Below are 20555 nucleotides of genomic sequence, written 5' to 3' on the forward strand. Positions count from 1 at the left end.
TCCACCACCATGACCCGCCGAATCGGAGCTCCCATGACCGTCACCAAGCGCCGCGCCACGCGCACCCGGATCATCGCGTCCACGACCGCAGTCGCCTGCGCGGCACTGATACCCGTCCTCGATGCCGCACCCGCACACGCCGACACCACCGTCCAACTCCCCGGGCAATCCGTCACGAAGAAGTTGAAAGACGGTACGACGGTGACCATCACGCGCAGCAAAGAGTCCGCGCGGATCACCCCGTCGATGGGCGCCACGCCCCTGCACCGCAACGCCTGGGTGTCCGGCAAGTATGTGGTGACCACGTCCGACCCGGCCGCGAAGATCGGTGTCGGCGCCGGCTACATCGCCGGCTGCCAGCTGACACTGGGCGGCAACTCGAACAGCAGGGCCGGCGCGACCGCACCCAACTTCGACCTCCAGAGCGCGACCACGACGGCCGAGACCGGCGCCGGCGTGACCATCGGGCCCGGCCAAGCGGTCAACTACGTCATCAACGACCGTGAGTACAAAGACGCGTTCGGTGCGGCCGGCCACTCGTCGTCGATCAGCTTCTCCGGCGGCAAGGGCACACTGGCGTACACCAACGAGACCATGATGGTGAACGGCTGCGCCGGTTACGCGCAGGCCCGGTCGTACGCCAAGGTGAGCATCACCACCGACAACGTGTCGCAGTCGATCGCCGTGTACGGAAAGCCGTTCAGCATGGGCTGACCGACCACCGCTCCCAGAGATGCGAAATGGCCCCCCACCCGTGAGGATGGGGGGGCCATTTTTGGCGGTGGCGGAGGGATTTGAACCCTCGGTACGGGGTTACCGCACACAGCATTTCGAGTGCTGCACCTTCGGCCGCTCGGACACGCCACCGCCGAAGACTGTACCGCAGACCCGCGGTCAGACTTAAATCGGCTGCTCAGGCGGGCTTCGTCGAGCGGCCGGCTGCACTAGTGGCCGGTCAGCTTGTCCTTGACGTCGTCGATCTTGCCCTTGACGGCGTCGGCGGCGTCGGTGATCTTCTGCTTGCCCTCGGCCTGCGCCTGGTCGCCCTTGCCCTCGTTCTTGAGGTCCTGATCGTCGGTGAGGCTGCCGGCAGCTTCCTTGCCGCGACCCTTGAGCTCTTCGGCCTTGTTCTTGGCGTCGTCCGTGGTTCCCATGAAGCCTCCTCGGTGAGGTTCGGCGCGGCCGGGTGCCGTCCGATGTGGAAGAACTCGGCGACGACCGACGCGCCGGCTGCTCGACACTGGCGCCGCCTGGGGAGCGGACTCCCGCATCCCACCGTGCCACAGGTGTGCACTGAGCTGCATGACCGCAGGTCAGTGACCTGTCAGCGGCTGTTGAACTTCTGGGACACCTCGTTGATCTTGTCCTTGGCGGTACTGAACGCCTCTTGGACCTTCTCGTTCTCGGCGAGATCGTTGAGCTTGTCCTTGGCGGTGTCCAGCGCATCCTGGACCTGCTTGCTCTCGACGAACTCGTCGATCTTGTCGCGCGCGGTACCCAGCGCCTCCTGGACCTTGCCGCTCTCGGCGAGCTCGTTGATCTTGGCCTTGGCGGTGTCGAAGGCCGCGGTCACCTTGTCGGACGGATCGGTCATGATTACTCCTCGCGGATCGGGGATGCTGACGTCCAATCTGCCAGGACCGCCCGCCGCCGACCACCGGTCCGCACCCTGAGATCTCACCGATCTTGAGTCCTCACGACCCCGAGATCACGACGGTCACGGGTGTCGTCGGGTGGCGAAGAAGTCGACCATGAGTGCGCGGCACTCGGCTTCGAGGACGCCGCCCTTCACCTGGGGGCGATGCGACAGCCGTGGATCGCGGACGACGTCCCACAGCGAACCGACTGCACCGGTCTTGGGCTCCCACGCCCCGAAGACGACGGCGTCGACCCGGGACAGCGTGATCGCTCCGGCACACATCGTGCACGGTTCGACGGTCACCGCGATCGTGCATCCCGGGAGCCGCCATCCATCACCGAACGCCCGCGCCGCGGCACGCAGCGCAAGCACCTCGGCGTGGGCCGTCGGATCGGAATCGGCCTCGCGACGGTTGGCGGCGCGGGCCAGTTCGACGCCCTCGGGGTCGAACACGACTGCCCCGATGGGTACGTCGTCGGTGCCCGACAGTGCCGCCGCGTCGAGCGCGGAGCGGACCATGGCCTCCCAGGCGGGCGCACTCATCGCGCGGCTTCGTGCGGACTCAGTGGCCGAGGGAGTCGAGGACCTTGCCCAGCTCGTCGGCGAAACCGAGCCGCGCCGCGATCATGCCGAGCTGTTCGTCGGCATACAGATCGGTGTCCCCGACGATGATGCTCATGACCGCGTCGGGCAGTCCCAGGTCGGCGAGCAACCCGAGGTCCCCTTCCTCCCACGGATCGATCTGATCGAGCTCGTCCGGATCGATGTCGGGGACCTCGATGTTGAGGGCGTCCAATGCGTCGACCGCGATGTCGTAGTCGACGGAGGCGGTCGCGTCGGAGATAAGCAGACGCGCCCCGGTCGGCGACGGCCGGACGATGATGAAGAACTCGTCGTCGACGTCGAGGAGTCCGAAGACCGCGCCCGCCGAACGCAGCTCACGCAACTGGGTCTCGGCGTCCTCGAGATCGGAGAGCGCCGACGGTTTCATCGCGGTGACCTTCCAACCGCTCTCGTCGCGGACGACCGCCACGGCGAAACCGTCGATGTCGTCGTCCACGTCCTGCGCGTTCGACCCCGACTTCCCAAATCCGGCACCGGCCATGCGACAAACCGTAGCCCCTATCACCGGTACTCCCAAGTCCCGGTTCACCGGGCATGACCGGTATGGGAACGTGTCAGGGTGACTGCCGCGCCGTCGTCCCCCGCTGTCGCCCTTTCCACGCCGGTCTGTGTGCTGGGTCTCGGCCTGATCGGCGGCTCGCTGCTGCGGGCCCTGCACGACGCCGGGCACGAGGCGTTCGGCTACAACCGGTCGGCCACGACCGTCGATGCGGCCATCGGCGACGGTTATGACGCGTCCGCGGATCTCGTTGCGACACTCGAGCGTGCGGCGTCGTCGGACGCGCTGCTCGTGCTCGCGACACCGGTGACGACGATCGGCCCCCTGGTGACGGCCATCGCCGAGAACGCGCCCGGGCTCCTGGTCACCGACGTGATCAGCGTCAAGCAGGAAGTCGAGCGCCTACTCGCCGATCTGCATCCCGGAGGTCGATACGTCGGCGGGCATCCGATGGCCGGGACCAGTTCGTCGGGTTGGGCGGCAACCGACGCCACCCTCTTCGACGGGGCGATGTGGGCGGTCACCACCACCGACCACACCCCGGCCGACGACTGGCTCACGGTGGCCGCGCTGGCCGTGACGGTCGGCTCGCGAGTGGTGCCGGTCGCACCCGACGCGCACGATCGGGCGGTCGCCGCGATCTCGCATCTGCCACACCTGACCGCCGCGGCCACGGCCGCCGTCGGGGCCGGTGAGAGCGACCTCGCCCTACGCCTGGCCGCCGGCAGCTTTCGCGACGGCACCCGCGTCGCCGGCACCGCACCCGCCCTGCAGCGCGCGATGATCGAGGCCAACGGCATCGCCGTGCTCAACGTCCTCAGCGAGACCATCGACCGCCTCACCGCCGTCCGCGACGAACTCCGCGACCACGGAACCGCCGAAGTGCTGGTCGACGACGGGCACCGCGCGCGAAAGGCGTACGAGCAACTGCATTCCGGCGCCGCGGAGGTCATCTCCGGGGTGACGGTCGGCGACGACGGGTGGCAGCAGGAACTACGCCGGCAGGCCCATCAGGGCCGGGTGTGGGTGGGCTGACCGCCGCGCCGCGTCCCTGGGGCCGCCCGCACACGTCAGACCCGGCGTGCGAGACCCGGGTAGTCGACGACGAAGTTGTTCTCGTCGACGGTGATGGTGGTGGTCGCAAGCGGCGACACCACACGGAATCCGTCCGTGCCCGGGGTGTACGACATCGTCGCCGGCTTCACGTCTCCGCTGGGCAGGTACATGTACGCGACCGGGATCTCGACCGCACCGGGAGTCGACGCCGAGAGAGCGCGTCGCCGGATCGGCAAGGCGTTGAACATCGGTGACAATGCGAGGTCCACGTCTTCGGCGCCGTCGAAGTCCGAACGGGTGGTCTCACCGTCGGGACGACGGATCAGCCACGTGCCCTCGTCGTCGCGGGTGATGCCGAACTGCGTCTCACCGTCAGTGCGTACCAGGTGGACGGTGAGCCGCTTGACCACACCGGCATCGGTGGTCTGCAGTTCGTAGGACGCGGAGAACGCCTCGTGGTCGGCGGTCGCCGCGGCGATGATCCGTCCATAGGCCTTGAGTCGTGCGCCGGACACGACCAGGCGGACCTGTTCCAGTCGATCGGTGTCTTCGCCTCGCCACGTGAGCATCGTCTTGAACTCGTCGTTGGTGGCGGAGGACTGACCGCTGTCAGGGGCTGTCTGCGGAGAACTCACGTGACCACGGTAGCGAGCAACCGCCCCGATCACACATCGGACGACCTGGTCACCCGACCGATCACCCGGTCCGGGACCCCGAAGACGTGACCGTTCAGGCGATACAGGACGCGGTCCGGCGGGTCGATGACGGCGTCACGGTGTCTTCGACCACCACCTCGCCCGCGACCGTGATCGAGCAACTCACCGAGCTACCCGTTCCCGCGATGACCAAGAGGCGCAGCGGGTTGACCCCGCCGGTGAACTGAACGGTCCACGGATTCGTCGGGGCGAACTCCGAGCGCAGGCCGTTGTCGTCGACGTAGAGGATGGTGGCCTGCCCGTCGATGGTCGCCTCGTAGGTCACCGGTTTGTTCTGCGGATCGATGCGCTCACCAGGTTGGCCCGGAAGCTGCTGTCCCGGGTCGGGCGGGGTGAGGCTGGGCGGTTCGAAGGTGCGTGGGATCGGCATGGTGTCGGTGACCGGCGGCGAGTCGGCGAAGCGGTCCTGCGGTGCCTCCTCCCGCAGCCCGAGGAACCCGACGAAAGCCACCACGAGCAGCACCACCACGCCCAGGGTCAGGATCAGGGTCGCGGTGGGCACCTTGCGGATGCGTGAACCCGGTCGGCCGTCGGCGCTTTCGACCTCCCGCTCGGCGGCCGCGACGCGTTCGGCCTCGGCACGCTCAGCGCGCTCGGCCATGGTGATCTCGGTGTTCGTCGGCTGACCGGGGCGGAACATCGGGGTCCCGTCCACGGCGTACCCGAGCGGCGGATAAAGCTGCGGTGCGACGGGTTGCCCGTAGAGATCGCGAAGCGACCCGCCGGTCTGACCACCGCTCCCGTCGCGGCGTCGAGGGTCGTGAGCACCGGGGTTCGGCCCCCCGTACGGCTGTCCCATCGTCGGCCTCCGGTCGGATTCTCGAGCGTCGTCGTCGACGCGGCGCGGCCTCGACCGAAACCTACGATCCGGCTCGACGGCGCGCGTCATTCCCTCTCCGACCTTACGGCGCGAAGTCGGGAGCCCACCTCGACGATCGGAAAACCGCAGGCCACGACGATGCCGCGACGACAGCGAACCAGTCGGTCGAATGAGCCCGAACATCAAATGACGGAGACGCGGAAACCGTGGCCGCGCTGCCGCCCCACCCCCGTGCCCTCGGGGGCGGCAGCCCCCTGACAGGCCCCGCCGAAAAGAGTTCACCGTAGTGAACTGAAAGTACTTTCACATACAGCACCGCGGGCTGCAACAGCTGCGCGGACGTCCAGGACAAGTGATATCGGGGTCCGTTTCACCTGCGCACCCGCCGATCTCTGCCCCTTTCACCATAAGACCTGGACAGGGGCTTGCCGCAAGCCGCCCTTTCTGGTGCAGAATCGCTGTCTCACCTGCGACGACCACCCCTGCCACCTGCTGATTCGGAGTCATCTCTGTGCCCCCAGTCCCCGAAACCCCAGTCCCTGAGACCTCAGTCCCCGACGACGCGACGTCAACGACCACCGCGGTGTTCGCCCTCCCCGACAGCCTGTCCCCGAAGAACGATCCGGCCCTCGTCGCCGACGACACCCGACACTTCGCCTCGATCACCACGAACCTGCGACGCACCTTGGCCGACGCCGACGAGCGCCTGCAGCAACTCCGGCGTGAAGCCGGCGGCAGGGGTCGCCGGGCCGTCGACCGCGACATGGAGATCCACCAGCTCGGCGCACGTATCCGATCGCTGCGGCGGTTCGGCCTCGACCTGTGCCTGGGTCGGCTGGTCCGCGACGACGGGGAGATCCTCTACATCGGCCGGCTCGGGCTGACCGATGCCGCCGGCGAGACCCTGCTCGTCGACTGGCGCACCCCGCTGGCCGCGCCGTTCTTCGCCGCCACCCGCCGCGACCCGATGGGACTGGTGAGCCGACGCCGCTACCGCTGGACCCACGGCCGGATCACCGACTACTGGGACGAGGTCTTCGTCGACGACCCCGCGGTGCTCACCTCGCACGCGGCGCTCGACGAGCAGTCCGCGTTCCTCGCCGACCTCGGCGCCAGTCGTTCCCCGCGCATGCGAGATGTTCTGGGCACCATCGCCACCGATCAGGACGCGATCATCCGAGCCGACTCGCACGGGACCCTCGTCGTCGACGGCGGGCCGGGAACCGGCAAGACCGTCGTCGCGCTGCATCGTGCCGCCTACCTCGTCTACGCCGATGCGCGCCTCGCCGGTCATCGAGGCGGGTTGCTCGTCGTCGGACCTCATCGGCCGTACCTCGCCTACGTCGCCGATGTGCTGCCGAGCCTCGGCGAGGAGAGCGTCCAGACGTGCACTCTCGCCGATCTCGTCATCGAAGGTGATTCGGCGACAACCGAAGCCGACGTCGACGTGGCACGGTTGAAGTCGTCGGCTCGCATGGTCGAGGCGGTCGAGCCGGCGGTGAAATTCTACGAACAACCGCCGACGACGCCGTTCGTGGTCGAAACACCCTGGACGGAGACGACTCTGACCGCGGACGACTGGGCGGACGCCTTCGACGCAGCCGACAGCGGGACCGCACACAACGAGGCGCGGGACGAGGTGTGGGAAGAACTGGTGTCGATCATCGCGTCGCGACACGACGACGATGTGCCCCAGCATGCGCTGCGTCGTGCGTTGGCCGGGAATGACGAACTCGCGGCATCCTTCTCGCGGGTATGGCCGATCCTGGACGCCGCCGAGATCGTCGGTGACCTGTGGTCGGTGCCGGCCTTCCTCCGCATGTGTGCGCCGTGGCTGTCGCCCGGCGAGGTACGCGCACTCCAGCGCAGCGTCCCCGACGCCTGGACCGATGCCGACCTGCCGATCCTCGATCGCGCCCACCGCCGGATCGGGGACCCGGCAGCGTCGGCCCGACGTCGCCGGCAGCGCGCGGACCTGGCGAAGGAACTCGAGCGGATCGACCAGGTGGTCGACGACCTGATCGCCGCCGAGGTCCACGACGACGGCGAGGGACTCATGACGATGCTCCGGCACGAGAACCTGCGCCACCACCTCGGGGACGGGTCCGTGAGCGAGACCGCCCGGACACTGTCCGGGCCGTTCGCGCACGTCGTCGTCGACGAAGCGCAGGAGCTCACCGACGCCCAGTGGCAGATGCTGATCGACCGTTGCCCGTCGAGGAGCTTCACCGTCGTCGGCGACCGCGCGCAGGCACGACGCGGATTCCCCGAGTCGTGGGCAGAGCGACTTCGTCGCGTCGGTCTGCGCGACGTCACCTCGGCAGGACTCACGATCAACTACCGGACCCCGGAAGAGATCATGGATGCGGCCGCCCCCGTCATCCGCGCGGCGCTCCCCGACGCGAACGTGCCGACTTCGGTTCGGCGCGCGGGCATTCCGGTCACCTACGGCGACCGCGCAGGCCTCGACACCGTGGTCGACGACTGGATCTCGACGCATCGGGACGGAATCGCCTGTGTGATCGGCGAACCCGGCTTCGCCGGGACCGACCGCGTGCGGTCGCTCACCCCCACCCTCGCCAAAGGGCTCGAGTTCGACCTCGTGGTGCTCGTCGACCCCGACGCCTTCGGCGCGGGCACCGAAGGCGCGGTCGACCGCTACGTGTCGATGACCCGGGCGACCCAGCAGTTGGTGATCCTCCGCGCGTAGTCACCCCGCCACCGATTGGGGTAGTGCCGTACTCGTGTCGACGTCCCGGACGCCGGCGAGGATGGAAGACAGCACCGGCACCTCGTCCACCCACCCAGGGTTCCGGTGCACACAGAAGAGGCCCGTCACCGGGATCGGTGACGGGCCTCTGTGGTGCGCCCGTAGGGATTCGAACCCCAAACCTTCTGATCCGTAGTCAGATGCTCTATCCGTTGAGCTACGGGCGCGTGCTATTCAGTTGTACCGCCGTCGGCCGACTGCGGTGGCGGAGGCGAGAGGATTTGAACCTCCGGTCCCGTTTTAGCGAGACAACTCATTAGCAGTGAGTCCCATTCGGCCGCTCTGGCACGCCTCCTTGGCGGAGTCCTTTCGAACTGCCGAGTCGAAAGGTTACACACCCTTCGCGTCCACAAGCAAACCGGTTGGTCAGAGCCGGTTTCTGCCTCATCGGGGTCGCGGCCTACATTGGTCGGGTGAGCCTGCGAATCCGCCCCGACCTGGACGACCTTCCCGTATACGTACCGGGCAAGACGTTTCCGGGAGCGGTGAAGCTCGCCAGCAACGAGGTCACCGAAGGTCCGCTGCCGAGCGTCGTCGAGGCGATCGGCGCGGCGGCCGCAGCCGTGAACCGCTACCCCGACAACGGGATGGTGGAGCTGACCGCAGCGCTGGCCAAGAGCCTCGGGGTCACCGAAGACGAGGTCCAGGTGGGATGCGGGTCGGTCATCCTCTGTCAGAACCTCATCCTCGTCACCAGCGGACCGGGCGACGAGGTGGTCTTCGGGTGGCGGTCCTTCGAGACCTATCCCCTGGCGACGCGCGTCGCGGGCGCGACACCGGTCCAGGTCCCGCTCACCGGCGATCTGACCTACGACCTGCGCGCGATGGCCGACGCGGTCACCGACCGCACGCGGCTGATCTTCGTGTGCAATCCCAACAACCCGACCGGGACCGTGGTCGAGGCAGCCGACCTGCGGGAGTTCCTGCAGAACGTGCCGTCCGACGTCATCGTCGCTCTCGACGAGGCGTACTTCGAATACCTGCGCTTGCCGTCGAGTCAGGCGTACGACGCACTCGAACTCCGACGCGAGTTCCGCAACCTCGTGGTGCTGCGCACCTTCTCGAAGGCGTACGGGCTGGCCGGGCTGCGCGTGGGTTACGCGATCGCCGATCCGGAGGTCATCACCGCCCTCGGCAAGGTTCATGTGCCGTTCTCGGTCAGCAGCGTCGCCCAGGCCGCCGCGCTCGCCAGCCTCGACGCCGGCGACCAGTTGCTGGCCCGCACCGACGCGGTCGTCGCCGAACGGGCCCGCGTCACCGCACGACTGCGCGACGCGGGCTACCGGGTCCCCGATTCGCAAGCCAACTTCGTGTGGCTCGACCTGGGAGCGGCGTCGATGGACTTCGCGCGCGCCTGCGTCGACGCCGGGGTGGTGGTCCGCCCGTTCGACGGCGACGGCGTGCGGGTGACCGTCACCAACGCCGCCGAGGACGACGTGTTCCTGCGGTTCGCCGAGAGCTGGGACGGTCCCCGGAGCTGATACTGGACCCCGAGCCGGTCAGAGCCCCCGGCCGATGGTCGGCCACAGGGCCGCGAGGTCGCGCTCCCAGTACGCCCACGTGTGGGTTCCGATGAGGCGGAAACCGTCGGTGTAGGGCACCCCCGCGGCACGCATCGTGATGGCGAACTCGAGCGAACAGCGGTAGGCACCCAGTTCGAGCGCCGACGAGGATGCCGTCACGACGTCGCGCGGCCCCTCGTCCGGCTCGATCTGACGCTGGAGGTCGAGGGGGCCGATGGCGCCGGACCCGGCGGCGATGAAGATGTTCTTTCCGCGCAACCGGTCGAGATGAAGACTCGGGTCGTGTGCGCGCCAGCCCGCGGAGCCGAACGGGCCCCACATGTTGGTGGCGTCGCCGCCGTCGCGACCGACCGTCGTACGGACGTAGGCCTCGTTGACGGGACCGGACACCGGCGGGCAGCCGCTGAGCGAGGCGACGCCGGTGTACATCTCCGGGTGCCGGATGGCCAGGGAGAACGCGGCCTGCCCACCCATCGACAGCCCGATGACCGCGTTGCGGCCGTTGCCGTCGAACCGGTCGTCGATCAGCGGCGGCAGCTCCTTGGTGAGGAACGTCTCCCACATCGGCTTGCCGAGCGCGGCGTCCTTCTTCTGCCAGTCGGTGTAGAAGGTGCCCTTTCCTCCGGTGGGGAGTACGACGTTGACGTTCTTGTCGGCGAAGAAGCGGCCGGCGCGACCCTTCGTGATCCAGTCGCTGACCTCACCCTCGGCGCCGGCACCGTCGAGCATGTAGACCGTCGACCGCGGCGTCGAGCCGCCGACCGGGGTGAGGACCGACAGCTTGATCCGCTCGTTCATCGCCGGTGAGAAGACCCAGATGTCGGTACGCAGCGCACTCAGCTTCTCGGATTTGGCGATGCGCGCCACCTGTTTGGGAGCGGCGTCGGCGATGGCCGGGGTCGACAGAATCCCCACCATCAGGCACATCAGACCCGCGATCAATCGCCTCGACATCTCGCCAACTCCCTCACCGACCTCCCCCCGGAGTGCACCCGGGACCTCGTCGTGTCACCACGTGCGAGTCCGCGCCGACCGGATCGGCCCGACGCGGACATCTAGACTTCCAGACTACCCGGCGTTCAGCCGAGTGGAAGGTCGTGACCACGGCATCTCACGGGCACCGGGACCTCCGAGGAAAGTCGACGATGCCCACTTCACCTTCTGTTCACCACGCGCGTTCCCAGCGGCACGAACCACCGTCGACCACGGGACTCGGTCCGAACGACTTCGCCTTCGTCGCCGAGGTCGGGGTGCGCTGGTCGGACATGGACGCGTTCGGACACATCAACCACGCGCGGATGGTCACGCTGATGGAGGAGGCGCGCATCGCGTGGCTGTTGAGTGCCGGCGAGGACTACGCTCCGCTGATCACCAGCGCGATGATCGTGCACGTCGACATCCGATACCAGGCCCAGCTGCGTCACGACGACTCGCCGCTGCGAATCGGGATGTGGATCAAGGGTTTCCGTTCGGTGGACTTCACCATCGGCTACGAGATCCGCAGCGGCGTTGCCGACGACGCCAGTCGGCCGGCATGCGTCGCGAGCACGCAGATGGCCGTCGTCGACATCGAGAAGCACACCCTGCGGCGGCTGTCCCCCACCGAGAAGGACTACCTCAGCACGTGGTCACGACGGCTCGTAGCGGGCGGGTAGCTCGCGCGGCACCGCCGGCGAGATCCGCGCGATGTTGCCCTGCAACACATCTCGATAGATGCGCAACTGCTCTTCGCCGCTGCGGACCTGTTCGGTGAGCCGTTTGGCGTTGTCGACGGAGATCTCGCGGTCGCCCGACCGCGCGATCAACGCGTCGATGCGGTCGTCGAGGGTGGCCGCTTTGTTGTACTCGGCGAGGACCTGCAGCTCGACGGCCGCGGATTCGACGACATGCGCGACCTCGCCGAGCGCCTGGACACGGTCGATGAGTTCGGTCCACACCGGTCGCAGTGTCGTCTCACGCTGGTCGATCTGCGCGGCGAAGGTGCGGTCGAAGCCGCCGTTGCGCTTGGCCCGGTCGAGGTCGATGCGTACCGCCCGCAACGCGATGACGTCGGCGGCGATCTCGGCGACCTCCGCGTGCAGGTTCACCTGGGTGCGCTGGACCTCGAAATGGTCGGAGCGCCAGGCGGGGTTGCCGAGGATGCGGTCGTAGTAGTGACCGGTGATGAACAGCAGCGTCTCGTAGCCGTCGACGAACGCCGCGGTGCGGGGGGCGCCGGCCTGAGTCGCTCCGCCGGGCGCCTCGCGCACGCCCGACAGGAACTGGTCCGCCCACTGCCCCGCCTGCGAGTTGCCCGACTTCGCGGCGACCTGCCCCACCACGCCGGCGATCCGGTCGAACGCGGCGGTGCCGGCGCGACGGACATAGCTCGACGCGTTGACGTTGGGGGTCGGGGTGCACAGCAGCCCGGCGAACAACCGGTCTCGTTCCTCGATCTCGAGATAGACGTTCTCCCGCCGCTCGCGTCGGATCGCCCGGGTCCCCGACGCGAACACACCCTTATCGGCGACGATCTGCTTGCGTGCGTCCTCGCGGCGTCGTTGCAGGCCGTTGAGCCTGTTACGCATCACGGCCGCGACCACACCGGGCACCACCGGACTCGACAACTGGTGTTCGATCTGGACGATCGCGCGCTGCAAGCGGCGCAGATCGCCGAAACCCGCGGACATGGACGGCATCGGCCGACCGGTGGAGATCCGGCGCACCACGATCGCACGACCACCCGGGGTGAGGTATCCGGAGGCGATGAGCAGCGCCGCGGTGTCCGACAGTTCGCGCCGCTCGCCCGGTACCGCCGAACGATCGCACCACTCGCGGATCTGTTCGCTCGTGCGCGCGGGCATCAAGCGATGTCCGCGGGAACTGCTGTCGACCATGCCGCCGCCTTACCTGGAGAATCGGTGTCCGCGCCCGTCCACAGACACCGATTTCGATGCTACCCGCGGGCGACGACCACCCGGTGTGGTCGACGTCTCGCCTGCCTGTCGCACCGACGGAACACCCCCACCGGTGTCACGATGGCCACATGACAGTTCCCTCGGATGTGTCGGGACCTCGCGGCGTCGAACGCATCCGTGGTCAGATCTGGCGGAACGGCGACCCGGTGGATGGCTTCGACCTCGAGGAGATCTCCACCTGTCTCGACAATCCGGAGAAGTTGATCTGGGCGGATCTGGAAAGCCCCACCCACGAGACCCTGTCCCGGTTGGCGGCCGAGCTCGACCTCGACCCGTTCGCGATCGAGGACACGGTCGCGGCGGCCGAACGGGTCAAGACAGTCACCTACACCGGGCACACCTTCGTGATGGTCTACGCGGTGTCGCTGCACAACGGCGAGTCGCCGGCCGACGACCGGGACGACGACGATGACGACGGCTCCGCGGCCACCGACTTCCGCGCCTCCGCGAACGGTCGGGCGCGGATGTTCGACCTGCACCGCATCTCGATCTTCGTCAAACGGAACGCACTCATCACCGTGCGACCGACCCCGGCGCTCGACATCGACGAGGTCATGCGGCGTTGGTCGGACAGCGGCGCCACGCAATACGGGATCGGCGCGCTCGTGCACGGACTGCTCGATGTCGTCGTGGACGGACACTTCGACGCCGTGCAACGCCTCGACGACGAGATCGAGGACCTCGAGGCACTGCTGTTCGACGAGCGCATCCCCGGCCGCGAACTGCAGCGCCGAACCTACGACCTCCGCAAGGACCTCGTCGTCCTGCGACGGGTGGTCCTGCCGATGCGCGAGGTGATCGCCGGCATCCAACGACGGCGGTTCGACAACCACGCGCCACCGGAGCTCGACCCGCATTTCTCCGATCTCTACGACCACGCGCTCCGGGCGTCGGAGTGGACAGAGTCGTTGCGGGACATGATCACCACCGTCTTCGAGACCAACCTGACCCTCGCCGACGCGCGACTCAACACCGTCATGAAGAAGCTGACCGCGTGGGCCGCGATCATCGCCGTGCCGACGGCCATCACCGGCTTCTACGGGCAGAACGTTCCGTTCCCCGGTTTCGACCGACTACTCGGCTTCATCACCAGCACGACGCTGATCCTCGTCGTGGTGGTCGGCCTCTATCTGTCGTTCCGCAAACGCGATTGGTTGTGACCGCATCGTCGGATGTGTTGTCCTGCAACGAGTGTGACTCGTACACGGCAGGTTTCGACATGAAAGCGGTTGACCACGTGCGCGTTTGATAGCGTATGGGCCAGCCCACCGACGGAAGGCACCGATGGAGTCACCCGCGATCACGATCGACGGTCTCACCAAGCGATTCGGCAACCTGACCGCGGTCGACGACCTGTCGTTCACCGTTGCCCCCGGTCGCGTCACCGGGTTCCTCGGACCGAACGGTTCGGGCAAGACCACGACGCTGCGGATGCTCCTGGGCCTGGTCGAACCGACCGCCGGCCGAGCACTCATCGGCGACCGCCCGTTCCGGGAGATCCCGCGACCCGCCCAGCATGTCGGCGCGGCGCTCGAGGCGTCGAGCTTCCACCCCGGGCGCACCGGACTCGGGCACCTGAAGGCACTCGCCCCGCAGGTCGGGGTCCCGACGTCGCGGTGCCGGGAAGTGCTCGACTTCGTCGGACTGTCCCAGGCCGCGGACCGCCGCGTCGGCGGCTACTCGATGGGCATGCGGCAGCGCCTCGGCCTGGCCACCGCACTGCTCGGCGATCCGCAGATCATCCTGCTCGACGAGCCGGCCAACGGCCTCGACCCCCAGGGCATCGTGTGGCTGCGCGGGCTGCTGCGGTCGCTCGCCCACGAGGGTCGAACGGTCGTGGTCTCCAGCCACGTGCTCGCCGAGGTGCGGAGCACCGTCGACGATGTGGTGGTGATCGGCAACGGCAAACTGGTCCGGGCCTCCACGCTCGCCGACTTCGAGGCGCTGGCCGAGCACGCGGTCGTCGTGCGGACGCCGTCGCGGGCGTCGTTCGTCGCACTCGCGGGCGAACGCGGGTGGAAACTCGAGGACACGCACGACGGTTTCCGGGTGCCCGGCGTGAGCGCGGCCACGGTCGGGACGGCCGCCTTCACCGCGGGCATCGAACTCCACCAGCTCGCCGACGTCGGCGCCGACCTCGAGGCGGTCTTCCTGCACCTCACGAAGTCTTCGGACGCACCGACCAGTCATTTCGCCGGCGGGTCAGCCGATCCCGGCCCGAACGGGGCACCGACGTCGCCGGGGGCCGTCCGATGAGGGCCGCCCTGATCGCCGAGTACCGCAAGTTCACCTCCACGCGGATGTGGTGGGTCCTGCTCATCGCCATGGTCGCCTACCTCGGGTTCATCGGTGCGGCACTGGCGTTCTCGATGACGACCGAGAATGCCATGCAACAACCCACGACGCTCGTCGGCGCCGATCTGGCCCGCTCGATCTACGCCCTCACCAGCCCGATCGGTTACGTGTTCGCCCTGGTGATCGGCAGCCTCGCGGTGACCGGGGAGTTCCGGCACAAGACCATCACGGCGAGCCTGCTCGTCGAACCGCGACGCGGAATCCTGTTGGTGGCCAAGCTGATCGCCGGCATCCCGATGGGACTCCTCTACGGCGTCCTCGGCACTCTCGCGGTCGTCGCGACGGCGGCACCGATCCTCGCGACGGTCGGGGACGGCGCATTCCTCGGCGACAGCTCCACCCTCGAGGTGATCGGCCTGTCGATGCTGGTGATGGTGCTGTGGACCGCGATGGGGGTGGCGTTCGGCGCTGTGGTGTCCAACCAGGTCGCCGCGATCGTGATCCTGCTGGCCTTCACCCAGCTCGTGGAACCGATCGCACGCATCGCGCTGGCGACCTTCGACGTCACGTCGTCGGTGTCGAAGTTCCTGCCCGGGTCCGCCGCCGACGCCCTCGTCGGCTCCAGCTTCTTCGCCACGATGGGTGGTGGCAGTGACGACCTGCTCCCGCAATGGGCCGGCGCCCTCGTCATGCTCGCCTACATCGCCGCGTTCGCGGTCATCGGTCGCTACACGACGTTCCGCCGGGACATCGCCTGACGGTGCCCGCGGCGCTCACGCCGGTCGCGGGACCGCCGACGAGAGGCTCTGCCCGATCCACGACGGCACGTCTCGTGCCACCTCCGCGGCACCGTGGATCTCGACGCGGTCGGCGGCGAGCGCCAGACGCCAGTCGATGTCGCCCCGCCAGATCTCGGTGAGAGTACGCAGATCGGTCATCACGGTGGCGTCGAGTTCGTAACCGGGGTCGAAGTCGCACACCTGCGCCTCACCACCCGCGACGACCAGCCACCATGTGCTCGCCTTGCCGATGACATCGCGAAAGACGAACTGCACCATGGTGCGTCGTCGCGGCCACCGGTCGACCGGGACGGTGCGGTGCATGTCCCACATGAGCAGATGCGGGTCGAGGTCGGCGTCGCCCAGCTCGCCGATCCAGCGGATTCCCCACGCGCTCAGTGCCTCTACGACCGTGGCGAGCTCCTCGCCCATCGTCGTCAACGTGTACACCGAACGACCGCCGACAACGCTGCGGTTGATCACCCCGGCACGTTCCAGACTGCGCAGGCGCTTGGTGAGCAGAGCCGGCGACATCTTCGGCACCCCGCGTCGCAACTCGTTGAAATGCCGACTGCCCAAGAGTAGTTCGCGGACGATGAGGATCGTCCAGCGCTCGTCGAGCAATTCCATCGCCTTGGCCACCGGACAGAACTGTCCATACGATGTCATCGCAGCCTCCCCACTGCTGGTAGAGCCGGCGCCACCTCTTGCCGGTTGAGCCGGTCGGGTGAGCTACAACCACCGCTGGGTGAGCCGCAGCCGCAACCGCAACCACCGCTGGTTGAGCCGGCACCGAGCGCCAGCGAGGCGCCGAGTCGAAGCCACTCGGCGACCACCATCGATCAGGGACGCGGGAGCCCCGGATCACAGCTCGGCGTACTCGACGACCAGCGGGGCGTGATCGGACAGCCGAAGGTCCGGCGACGCCTCCTTGTCGACCACCACCGAGCGCGCCCGCCGGGCAAGCGCGGGCGAGGCGAGCTGGTGGTCGATGCGCCACCCGACGTCCTTGACGAACGACGCCCCCGCCCAGCTCCACCAGGTGAGCGGTCCGGGACGGTCACCGTGCAGGGCGCGTACGACGTCCACCAGCCGGCGCGGACCGGTGATCTCGCCGAACCAGGCGCGTTCTTCGGGAAGGAAGCCCTCCATCTTGCGGGCCGCGCGCCAGTTGGTGACGTCGTGTTCGAGGTGTGCCACGTTGAGGTCGCCGAGGAGTAGAAACTCTCGGCCGGCGCGGCGGGCGGTGAGCCGGTTGCGCGCGAGCTCACGGGTGAACCCGGCCAGAAAGCGTTGCTTGCGTGCGTATTTGGCGCCGCCGTCGGGCGCCTCGCGCATCGAGCCGGGACGCTGCAACTCGGCCGGGAGTCCACCCTTGGGCAGATAGAGACTGGCGACCGTCAGTGGACGATCGGCGAGATCGACCTCGACGTAGCGACCCTCGTGAGCGAAAGCGGACAGCCCGCGAGCCTTCGGCGGATGGGTCAGCCAGGTGCGCACCGCGGCCGGCTCATTTCTGGTGAGCACCGCGACGCCGTTACGTCCCGCGATGGAGCCGACGTCGACCGCTGCGTGGTAACCGTCGAACTCACCGACGTCGTCGATGCCACACCGCAGTTCCTGTAGTCCGACCACGTCGGGCTGTCGTCCGGCGAGCCAGGCGTCGAACCCCCGACGGCGCGCGGCGCGGATCCCGTTGACATTGAACGACGCAACGGTGAATCCACCGGTGCTCATCATCTTTCTCCTCTGGCCTCGGTGTCGCTCAGTACTCCAGGGCAGTCAGGACGGCATCGCACTGAAAGATCCGGTCGTACCGGCCAGCGGTACGCTGTCGAAGAATTTTCAGGTCCACTAACTTCGCTATCGCAGAGTTCGCTGCTTGGTACGAAACGCCGTACAACTTCGAAGCGAGGGTGGCCGTGATCATTGGGTACCCCACCAAGTCGTCAGCGATGCGCAGTGCGACGCCCTTCGACCCGCGCAGTGTCAGCTGGAAGCTCTCGCGAAGGGCGAGTAGCCGATCGACTCGGGCCACAACCTCGAGAGCCTCGGCGTGAATTGCTGCAGACATAAAGCAAATCCACGTGTCCCAGTCCCCCGTCTGTGACACGCGAAGCAATCCTTCTTGATACTCAGAGCGCCTCTGCACAAGCCATGGAGACAAGTTCAGGATGGGGTATCGCAACTCGCCCGCGCACATGAGCTGCAAAGTCGCGACGAGCCGACCCAAGCGACCGTTTCCGTCGTGAAACGGGTGGAGCGTCTCAAACTGGTAGTGAGACACAGCAACACGGATGATCGTGGGCACGTCGTTGACCTCGCGTATCCACGCTTGCCAAGCTTCCAAGCCATCGGTCAAACGATGGTCCGCTGGAGGCGGAACGAAGCGGGCCGAATCCACACGCCGGTTGCCGACACCTATGAAGACCTGAGAGGTGCGCACGCTACCGGCGTGTGCACCGTCACTGGGTGTGCCTCGGAGTAGTTCAGCTTGCAGGTCTTCGAGCATTCGGATGGAGATCGATCGGCCTTGACCGATCATCTCGTAAGCGCGCTCCGCTGCGGTTACGTAGTTTCGAACTTCACTGACTGAGCTGGTCATCTCGTCGTTGTCAAGGAAGTCCGCCTCGAACACGTCCGACAGTGCCGCGTAAGTCCCTTCTAGAGCCGACGTGCTGACTGCCTCGCGGCGCGTCGCCGGCCGCGCCAGCAGTGTGGGATTGGGGAGCAGCGAAGAAGCCTGATCTGCTCGGGCGAGCGCTGCGGTCGCTTCGACAACGACCGAGTACGTCGACGCCTGCAACTCGAAACCCGCAGGCAGTCTGTTGGGGACGTAGCCGAAGTACTTGTACTCCTCGTTGAACCGAGGGTCGTAACCCCTGATGGGCACTAGCTCCCCGACCGGGCTGTTTCTCAATCTCTCGAGATCCACTGGGTGATCCAACCTTGAAAACCAACGATGTGATTTCAAGGTTAACGCACTAACCTTGAAATTGGCCCCGTCAATTTCAAGGTTCACCGCAGCCCTGGAAAGCGGGTCCGTCGAGCACCGATGCAGTGAGGTGAGGCCAACTCGCGGGCCGCATCGACGGTCGCCACAGAGACTGTTGCTCAAACACCCTGATGCAGGTCATGCCGCTGGACGACGATCTGAAGGCCGTCGTCAACGCCGCAGACCGTCAGGCATCTGCCGGCGTCGAGCAGTCAGGGCACGGGTGGCGCGGACTCAGGCGGCTGGCTTGCCTGCGCAAACAAGTAACACTTCTGGCGGAAGCGGAGGGATTTGAACCCCCGGTGGTTTTACCCACGCTCGCTTTCAAGGCGAGTGCATTCGGCCGCTCTGCCACGCTTCCCTGACGAGCAAGGTTACACACGAACCTAGGACCGGACCTGCCTGGCACTCGGGTGCGCTGTGACACCATCGAAGAGGTGAAAGCCATCGTCGTCGAATCAGAGAACCTGTCCCTGTCCGATGTGCCCGACCCGACTCCCGCGGCCGGCGAAGTCGTGATCGATGTGGTCGCGGCCGGCGTCAACCGCGCCGACATCCTGCAGCGTGCGGGCAACTATCCCCCGCCACCCGGTGCGTCGGACACCCTCGGACTCGAGGTCTCGGGGCGGATCTCGGCGCTCGGCGACGGGGTCAGCGGCTGGTCGGAGGGCGACGAGGTGTGCGCGCTGCTCGCCGGCGGCGGTTACGCCGAGAAGGTGGCGGTCCCGGCCGAGCAGCTCCTGGCGGTTCCCAAGGGCGTCGACCTGGTGTCCGCGGCGGCGCTGCCCGAGGTGGCGTGCACGGTGTCGTCGAACATCTTCGACACCGCGCATCTGACCACCGGCGAGCTCCTGCTGATCCACGGCGGGTCCAGCGGCATCGGCACCCACGCCACCCAGATCGCGCACGCGATGGGCGCTCGCGTCGCGGTGACCGCCCGCACGCAGGACAAGCTCGAGCGCTGCCGCGAGTTCGGCGCCGACATCCTCATCGACTACTCGAGCCAGGACTTCGCCGAGATCCTCCAGGACGCCGGCGGCGCTGACGTCATCCTCGACATCATCGGCGCGAAGTATCTGAAGTCGAACCTGAAAGCACTGCGCACTGATGGACGCCTCGTGATCATCGGCATGCAGGGCGGCACCACGACCGAGATCAATCTCGGACATCTACTGGCCAAGCGGTTGTCGGTGATGGGTACGACGCTGCGCGCCCGGCCCGTACACGGTCCCGGCGGCAAGGCCGAGGTCGTGGCGTCGACCCTGACCCGGACCTGGCCGCTGATCGAGGCCGGCACGGTCGTACCCGTCGTCGATCGCGTGTTCCCGCTCGCCGACGCCGACGCCGCGCACGACCATCTCAACAGCGGTGACGTGGTCGGGAAGGTGCTGCTGAGCGTCGCGGGCTGAGCGGGGGCTCAGTCGGTAGCCGCGGGCTCCGCGGCGTCGACGGCCTCCCGGATCTTGCGGAACGCGACGCCGAGGGCGGTGAACTCCTCCGGGGTCATCGCGTCGACGACGAATTGCCGGATCACCTGATCTCGGGCGTTCACATGGAGGGCGAGGGTGCGCCGACCGTGATCGGTCAGACGCACGAGTCGGTGTCGGCCGTCGGCCTTCGACTCGAACCGGTGGATGTTGCCGTCGTCGCTGAGCCGGCCGATCATGCGCGACACCGTGCTGACCCGCATGTGCACGGCGTCGGCGACCTCGCTGACGCTCAACTGCCGGTTGGTACAGACCGCTTCGAGAATGCGCAGATCGGATACGGACAGGCCCCGTTTCGCGAACTCGTCGTTGACGCGGGCGAAGAGCGCCCAGCCGCCGTCGACGAGGTTCATCCAGCTCTCGGCCTCCGCAGCGGTGAGCGACCGGGGCGGGCC

21 protein-coding genes and 4 tRNA genes are annotated in these 20555 nt (G+C 67.6%); 9 read left to right on the forward strand and 16 right to left on the reverse strand.

Translation table 11 applies throughout. The annotated features are described in order from the left end of the window. Positions 1–33: 33 nt before the first annotated feature. On the forward strand, positions 34–714 hold the full coding sequence (locus Q9R39_RS12015) for an MspA family porin (protein WP_068972622.1): 681 nt from the start codon (positions 34–36) through the stop codon (positions 712–714). Positions 715–776: 62 nt separating this feature from the next. Here Q9R39_RS12015 and Q9R39_RS12020 read toward each other — a convergent pair. The 5 genes from Q9R39_RS12020 to Q9R39_RS12040 form a co-directional block, all read right to left on the reverse strand. Beyond that, a tRNA-Ser gene (locus Q9R39_RS12020) sits at positions 777–867 on the reverse strand. 77 nt (positions 868–944) lie between these two features. Continuing rightward, positions 945–1154 carry a CsbD family protein gene (locus tag Q9R39_RS12025; RefSeq protein WP_058250988.1) on the reverse strand — a complete coding sequence of 70 codons (210 nt, stop codon included), beginning with the start codon at positions 1152–1154 and terminating at the stop codon, positions 945–947. Between the two features lie 170 nt (positions 1155–1324). After that, positions 1325–1594, reverse strand: coding sequence for a hypothetical protein (locus Q9R39_RS12030; RefSeq protein WP_058250987.1), 270 nt, complete (start codon positions 1592–1594; stop codon positions 1325–1327). 123 nt (positions 1595–1717) lie between these two features. Further along, a complete protein-coding gene (locus Q9R39_RS12035; RefSeq protein WP_171011642.1) occupies positions 1718–2182 on the reverse strand; it encodes a nucleoside deaminase in 465 nt (154 codons plus the stop codon). Positions 2183–2201: 19 nt separating this feature from the next. Beyond that, positions 2202–2744: a tRNA adenosine deaminase-associated protein gene (locus tag Q9R39_RS12040; protein WP_058250986.1), complete on the reverse strand. Its 543-nt coding sequence runs from the start codon at positions 2742–2744 to the stop codon at positions 2202–2204. 78 nt (positions 2745–2822) lie between these two features. Here Q9R39_RS12040 and Q9R39_RS12045 point away from each other — a divergent pair, with 78 nt between their 5' ends. After that, entirely contained in the window at positions 2823–3797 is a 975-nt protein-coding gene (locus tag Q9R39_RS12045; RefSeq protein ID WP_058250985.1) for a prephenate dehydrogenase, read from the forward strand. A 35-nt stretch (positions 3798–3832) separates the two neighbouring features. Here the strand turns inward: Q9R39_RS12045 and Q9R39_RS12050 are convergent, their stop codons facing one another. Further along, positions 3833–4387 carry a putative glycolipid-binding domain-containing protein gene (locus tag Q9R39_RS12050; RefSeq protein ID WP_082652894.1) on the reverse strand — a complete coding sequence of 185 codons (555 nt, stop codon included), beginning with the start codon at positions 4385–4387 and terminating at the stop codon, positions 3833–3835. 160 nt (positions 4388–4547) lie between these two features. After that, positions 4548–5333 carry a hypothetical protein gene (locus Q9R39_RS12055; RefSeq protein ID WP_058250983.1) on the reverse strand — a complete coding sequence of 262 codons (786 nt, stop codon included), beginning with the start codon at positions 5331–5333 and terminating at the stop codon, positions 4548–4550. Positions 5334–5937: 604 nt separating this feature from the next. Between Q9R39_RS12055 and helR the strand changes: the two genes are divergently transcribed. Then, complete coding sequence (gene helR / locus Q9R39_RS12060) at positions 5938–8064, forward strand: RNA polymerase recycling motor ATPase HelR (protein ID WP_311277547.1); 2127 nt, start codon at positions 5938–5940, stop codon at positions 8062–8064. A 151-nt stretch (positions 8065–8215) separates the two neighbouring features. On the opposite strand, the gene Q9R39_RS12065 is transcribed toward helR, so the two are convergent. After that, positions 8216–8291, reverse strand: a tRNA-Arg gene (locus Q9R39_RS12065). A 36-nt stretch (positions 8292–8327) separates the two neighbouring features. After that, positions 8328–8419, reverse strand: a tRNA-Ser gene (locus Q9R39_RS12070). A gap of 118 nt (positions 8420–8537) precedes the next feature. Here Q9R39_RS12070 and hisC point away from each other — a divergent pair. Then, complete coding sequence (gene hisC, locus Q9R39_RS12075; protein WP_247450987.1) at positions 8538–9605, forward strand: histidinol-phosphate transaminase; 1068 nt, start codon at positions 8538–8540, stop codon at positions 9603–9605. 18 nt (positions 9606–9623) lie between these two features. Here hisC and Q9R39_RS12080 read toward each other — a convergent pair whose 3' ends face one another. Further along, a complete protein-coding gene (locus tag Q9R39_RS12080; RefSeq protein ID WP_311277548.1) occupies positions 9624–10601 on the reverse strand; it encodes an alpha/beta hydrolase family protein in 978 nt (325 codons plus the stop codon). Positions 10602–10792: 191 nt separating this feature from the next. Here Q9R39_RS12080 and Q9R39_RS12085 point away from each other — a divergent pair, with 191 nt between their 5' ends. Further along, the gene (locus Q9R39_RS12085; protein WP_205333277.1) at positions 10793–11302 is read left to right on the forward strand and encodes a thioesterase family protein; all 510 of its coding nucleotides are present in this window, start codon (positions 10793–10795) and stop codon (positions 11300–11302) included. On the opposite strand, the gene Q9R39_RS12090 is transcribed toward Q9R39_RS12085, so the two are convergent. Continuing rightward, positions 11276–12523 (reverse strand): hypothetical protein, encoded by a 1248-nt coding sequence (locus Q9R39_RS12090; RefSeq protein ID WP_311277549.1) that lies wholly within the window; start codon positions 12521–12523, stop codon positions 11276–11278. The two genes, Q9R39_RS12085 and Q9R39_RS12090, sit on opposite strands and share 27 nt — an antisense overlap. Positions 12524–12672: 149 nt before the next feature. Between Q9R39_RS12090 and Q9R39_RS12095 the strand changes: the two genes are divergently transcribed. The 3 genes from Q9R39_RS12095 (at position 12673) to Q9R39_RS12105 (ending at position 15657) form a co-directional block, all read left to right on the forward strand. Then, the gene (locus Q9R39_RS12095) at positions 12673–13764 is read left to right on the forward strand and encodes a magnesium transporter CorA family protein (RefSeq protein WP_211538591.1); all 1092 of its coding nucleotides are present in this window, start codon (positions 12673–12675) and stop codon (positions 13762–13764) included. 124 nt (positions 13765–13888) lie between these two features. After that, positions 13889–14860, forward strand: a complete 972-nt coding sequence (locus Q9R39_RS12100) for an ATP-binding cassette domain-containing protein (protein ID WP_311277550.1) — start codon at positions 13889–13891, stop codon at positions 14858–14860. Next, positions 14857–15657, forward strand: coding sequence for an ABC transporter permease subunit (locus Q9R39_RS12105; RefSeq protein ID WP_058250975.1), 801 nt, complete (start codon positions 14857–14859; stop codon positions 15655–15657). The genes Q9R39_RS12100 and Q9R39_RS12105 overlap by 4 nt, the downstream gene beginning before the upstream one ends. Positions 15658–15672: 15 nt before the next feature. Here Q9R39_RS12105 and Q9R39_RS12110 read toward each other — a convergent pair whose 3' ends face one another. The 4 genes from Q9R39_RS12110 to Q9R39_RS12125 all read right to left on the reverse strand — a co-directional run bounded on the left by Q9R39_RS12110 (position 15673) and on the right by Q9R39_RS12125 (position 19034). Further along, positions 15673–16347: a helix-turn-helix domain-containing protein gene (locus Q9R39_RS12110; protein ID WP_058250974.1), complete on the reverse strand. Its 675-nt coding sequence runs from the start codon at positions 16345–16347 to the stop codon at positions 15673–15675. Positions 16348–16542: 195 nt separating this feature from the next. Then, entirely contained in the window at positions 16543–17415 is an 873-nt protein-coding gene (locus tag Q9R39_RS12115) for an exodeoxyribonuclease III (RefSeq protein WP_058251135.1), read from the reverse strand. 28 nt (positions 17416–17443) lie between these two features. After that, entirely contained in the window at positions 17444–18613 is a 1170-nt protein-coding gene (locus Q9R39_RS12120) for a Fic family protein (protein WP_211538589.1), read from the reverse strand. A gap of 333 nt (positions 18614–18946) precedes the next feature. Beyond that, a tRNA-Ser gene (locus Q9R39_RS12125) sits at positions 18947–19034 on the reverse strand. Between the two features lie 76 nt (positions 19035–19110). Here Q9R39_RS12125 and Q9R39_RS12130 point away from each other — a divergent pair. Then, the gene (locus tag Q9R39_RS12130; RefSeq protein WP_211538588.1) at positions 19111–20082 is read left to right on the forward strand and encodes an NAD(P)H-quinone oxidoreductase; all 972 of its coding nucleotides are present in this window, start codon (positions 19111–19113) and stop codon (positions 20080–20082) included. Positions 20083–20090: 8 nt separating this feature from the next. Here Q9R39_RS12130 and Q9R39_RS12135 read toward each other — a convergent pair whose 3' ends face one another. After that, entirely contained in the window at positions 20091–20513 is a 423-nt protein-coding gene (locus Q9R39_RS12135; protein ID WP_211538587.1) for a MarR family winged helix-turn-helix transcriptional regulator, read from the reverse strand. Between the last annotated feature and the right edge of the window lie 42 nt (positions 20514–20555).

Source organism: Gordonia sp. AC31 (assembly GCF_031844505.1).
Classification (GTDB): Bacteria; Actinomycetota; Actinomycetes; order Mycobacteriales; family Mycobacteriaceae; genus Gordonia; species Gordonia hongkongensis.

Excerpts from the sequence above, each read along its gene's own strand:
- Q9R39_RS12015 (WP_068972622.1), top strand. The coding sequence starts at position 34 with ATGACCGTCACCAAGCGCCGCGCCACGCGCACCCGGATCATCGCGTCC.
- Q9R39_RS12025 (WP_058250988.1), bottom strand. The coding sequence starts at position 1,154 with ATGGGAACCACGGACGACGCCAAGAACAAGGCCGAAGAGCTCAAGGGT.
- Q9R39_RS12030 (WP_058250987.1), bottom strand. The coding sequence starts at position 1,594 with ATGACCGATCCGTCCGACAAGGTGACCGCGGCCTTCGACACCGCCAAG.
- Q9R39_RS12035 (WP_171011642.1), bottom strand. The coding sequence starts at position 2,182 with ATGAGTGCGCCCGCCTGGGAGGCCATGGTCCGCTCCGCGCTCGACGCG.
- Q9R39_RS12040 (WP_058250986.1), bottom strand. The coding sequence starts at position 2,744 with ATGGCCGGTGCCGGATTTGGGAAGTCGGGGTCGAACGCGCAGGACGTG.
- Q9R39_RS12050 (WP_082652894.1), bottom strand. The coding sequence starts at position 4,387 with ATGCTCACGTGGCGAGGCGAAGACACCGATCGACTGGAACAGGTCCGC.
- Q9R39_RS12055 (WP_058250983.1), bottom strand. The coding sequence starts at position 5,333 with ATGGGACAGCCGTACGGGGGGCCGAACCCCGGTGCTCACGACCCTCGA.
- Q9R39_RS12080 (WP_311277548.1), bottom strand. The coding sequence starts at position 10,601 with ATGTCGAGGCGATTGATCGCGGGTCTGATGTGCCTGATGGTGGGGATT.
- Q9R39_RS12085 (WP_205333277.1), top strand. The coding sequence starts at position 10,793 with ATGCCCACTTCACCTTCTGTTCACCACGCGCGTTCCCAGCGGCACGAA.
- Q9R39_RS12090 (WP_311277549.1), bottom strand. The coding sequence starts at position 12,523 with ATGGTCGACAGCAGTTCCCGCGGACATCGCTTGATGCCCGCGCGCACG.
- Q9R39_RS12095 (WP_211538591.1), top strand. The coding sequence starts at position 12,673 with ATGACAGTTCCCTCGGATGTGTCGGGACCTCGCGGCGTCGAACGCATC.
- Q9R39_RS12100 (WP_311277550.1), top strand. The coding sequence starts at position 13,889 with ATGGAGTCACCCGCGATCACGATCGACGGTCTCACCAAGCGATTCGGC.
- Q9R39_RS12105 (WP_058250975.1), top strand. The coding sequence starts at position 14,857 with ATGAGGGCCGCCCTGATCGCCGAGTACCGCAAGTTCACCTCCACGCGG.
- Q9R39_RS12110 (WP_058250974.1), bottom strand. The coding sequence starts at position 16,347 with ATGACATCGTATGGACAGTTCTGTCCGGTGGCCAAGGCGATGGAATTG.
- Q9R39_RS12115 (WP_058251135.1), bottom strand. The coding sequence starts at position 17,415 with ATGAGCACCGGTGGATTCACCGTTGCGTCGTTCAATGTCAACGGGATC.
- Q9R39_RS12135 (WP_211538587.1), bottom strand. The coding sequence starts at position 20,513 with ATGAACCTCGTCGACGGCGGCTGGGCGCTCTTCGCCCGCGTCAACGAC.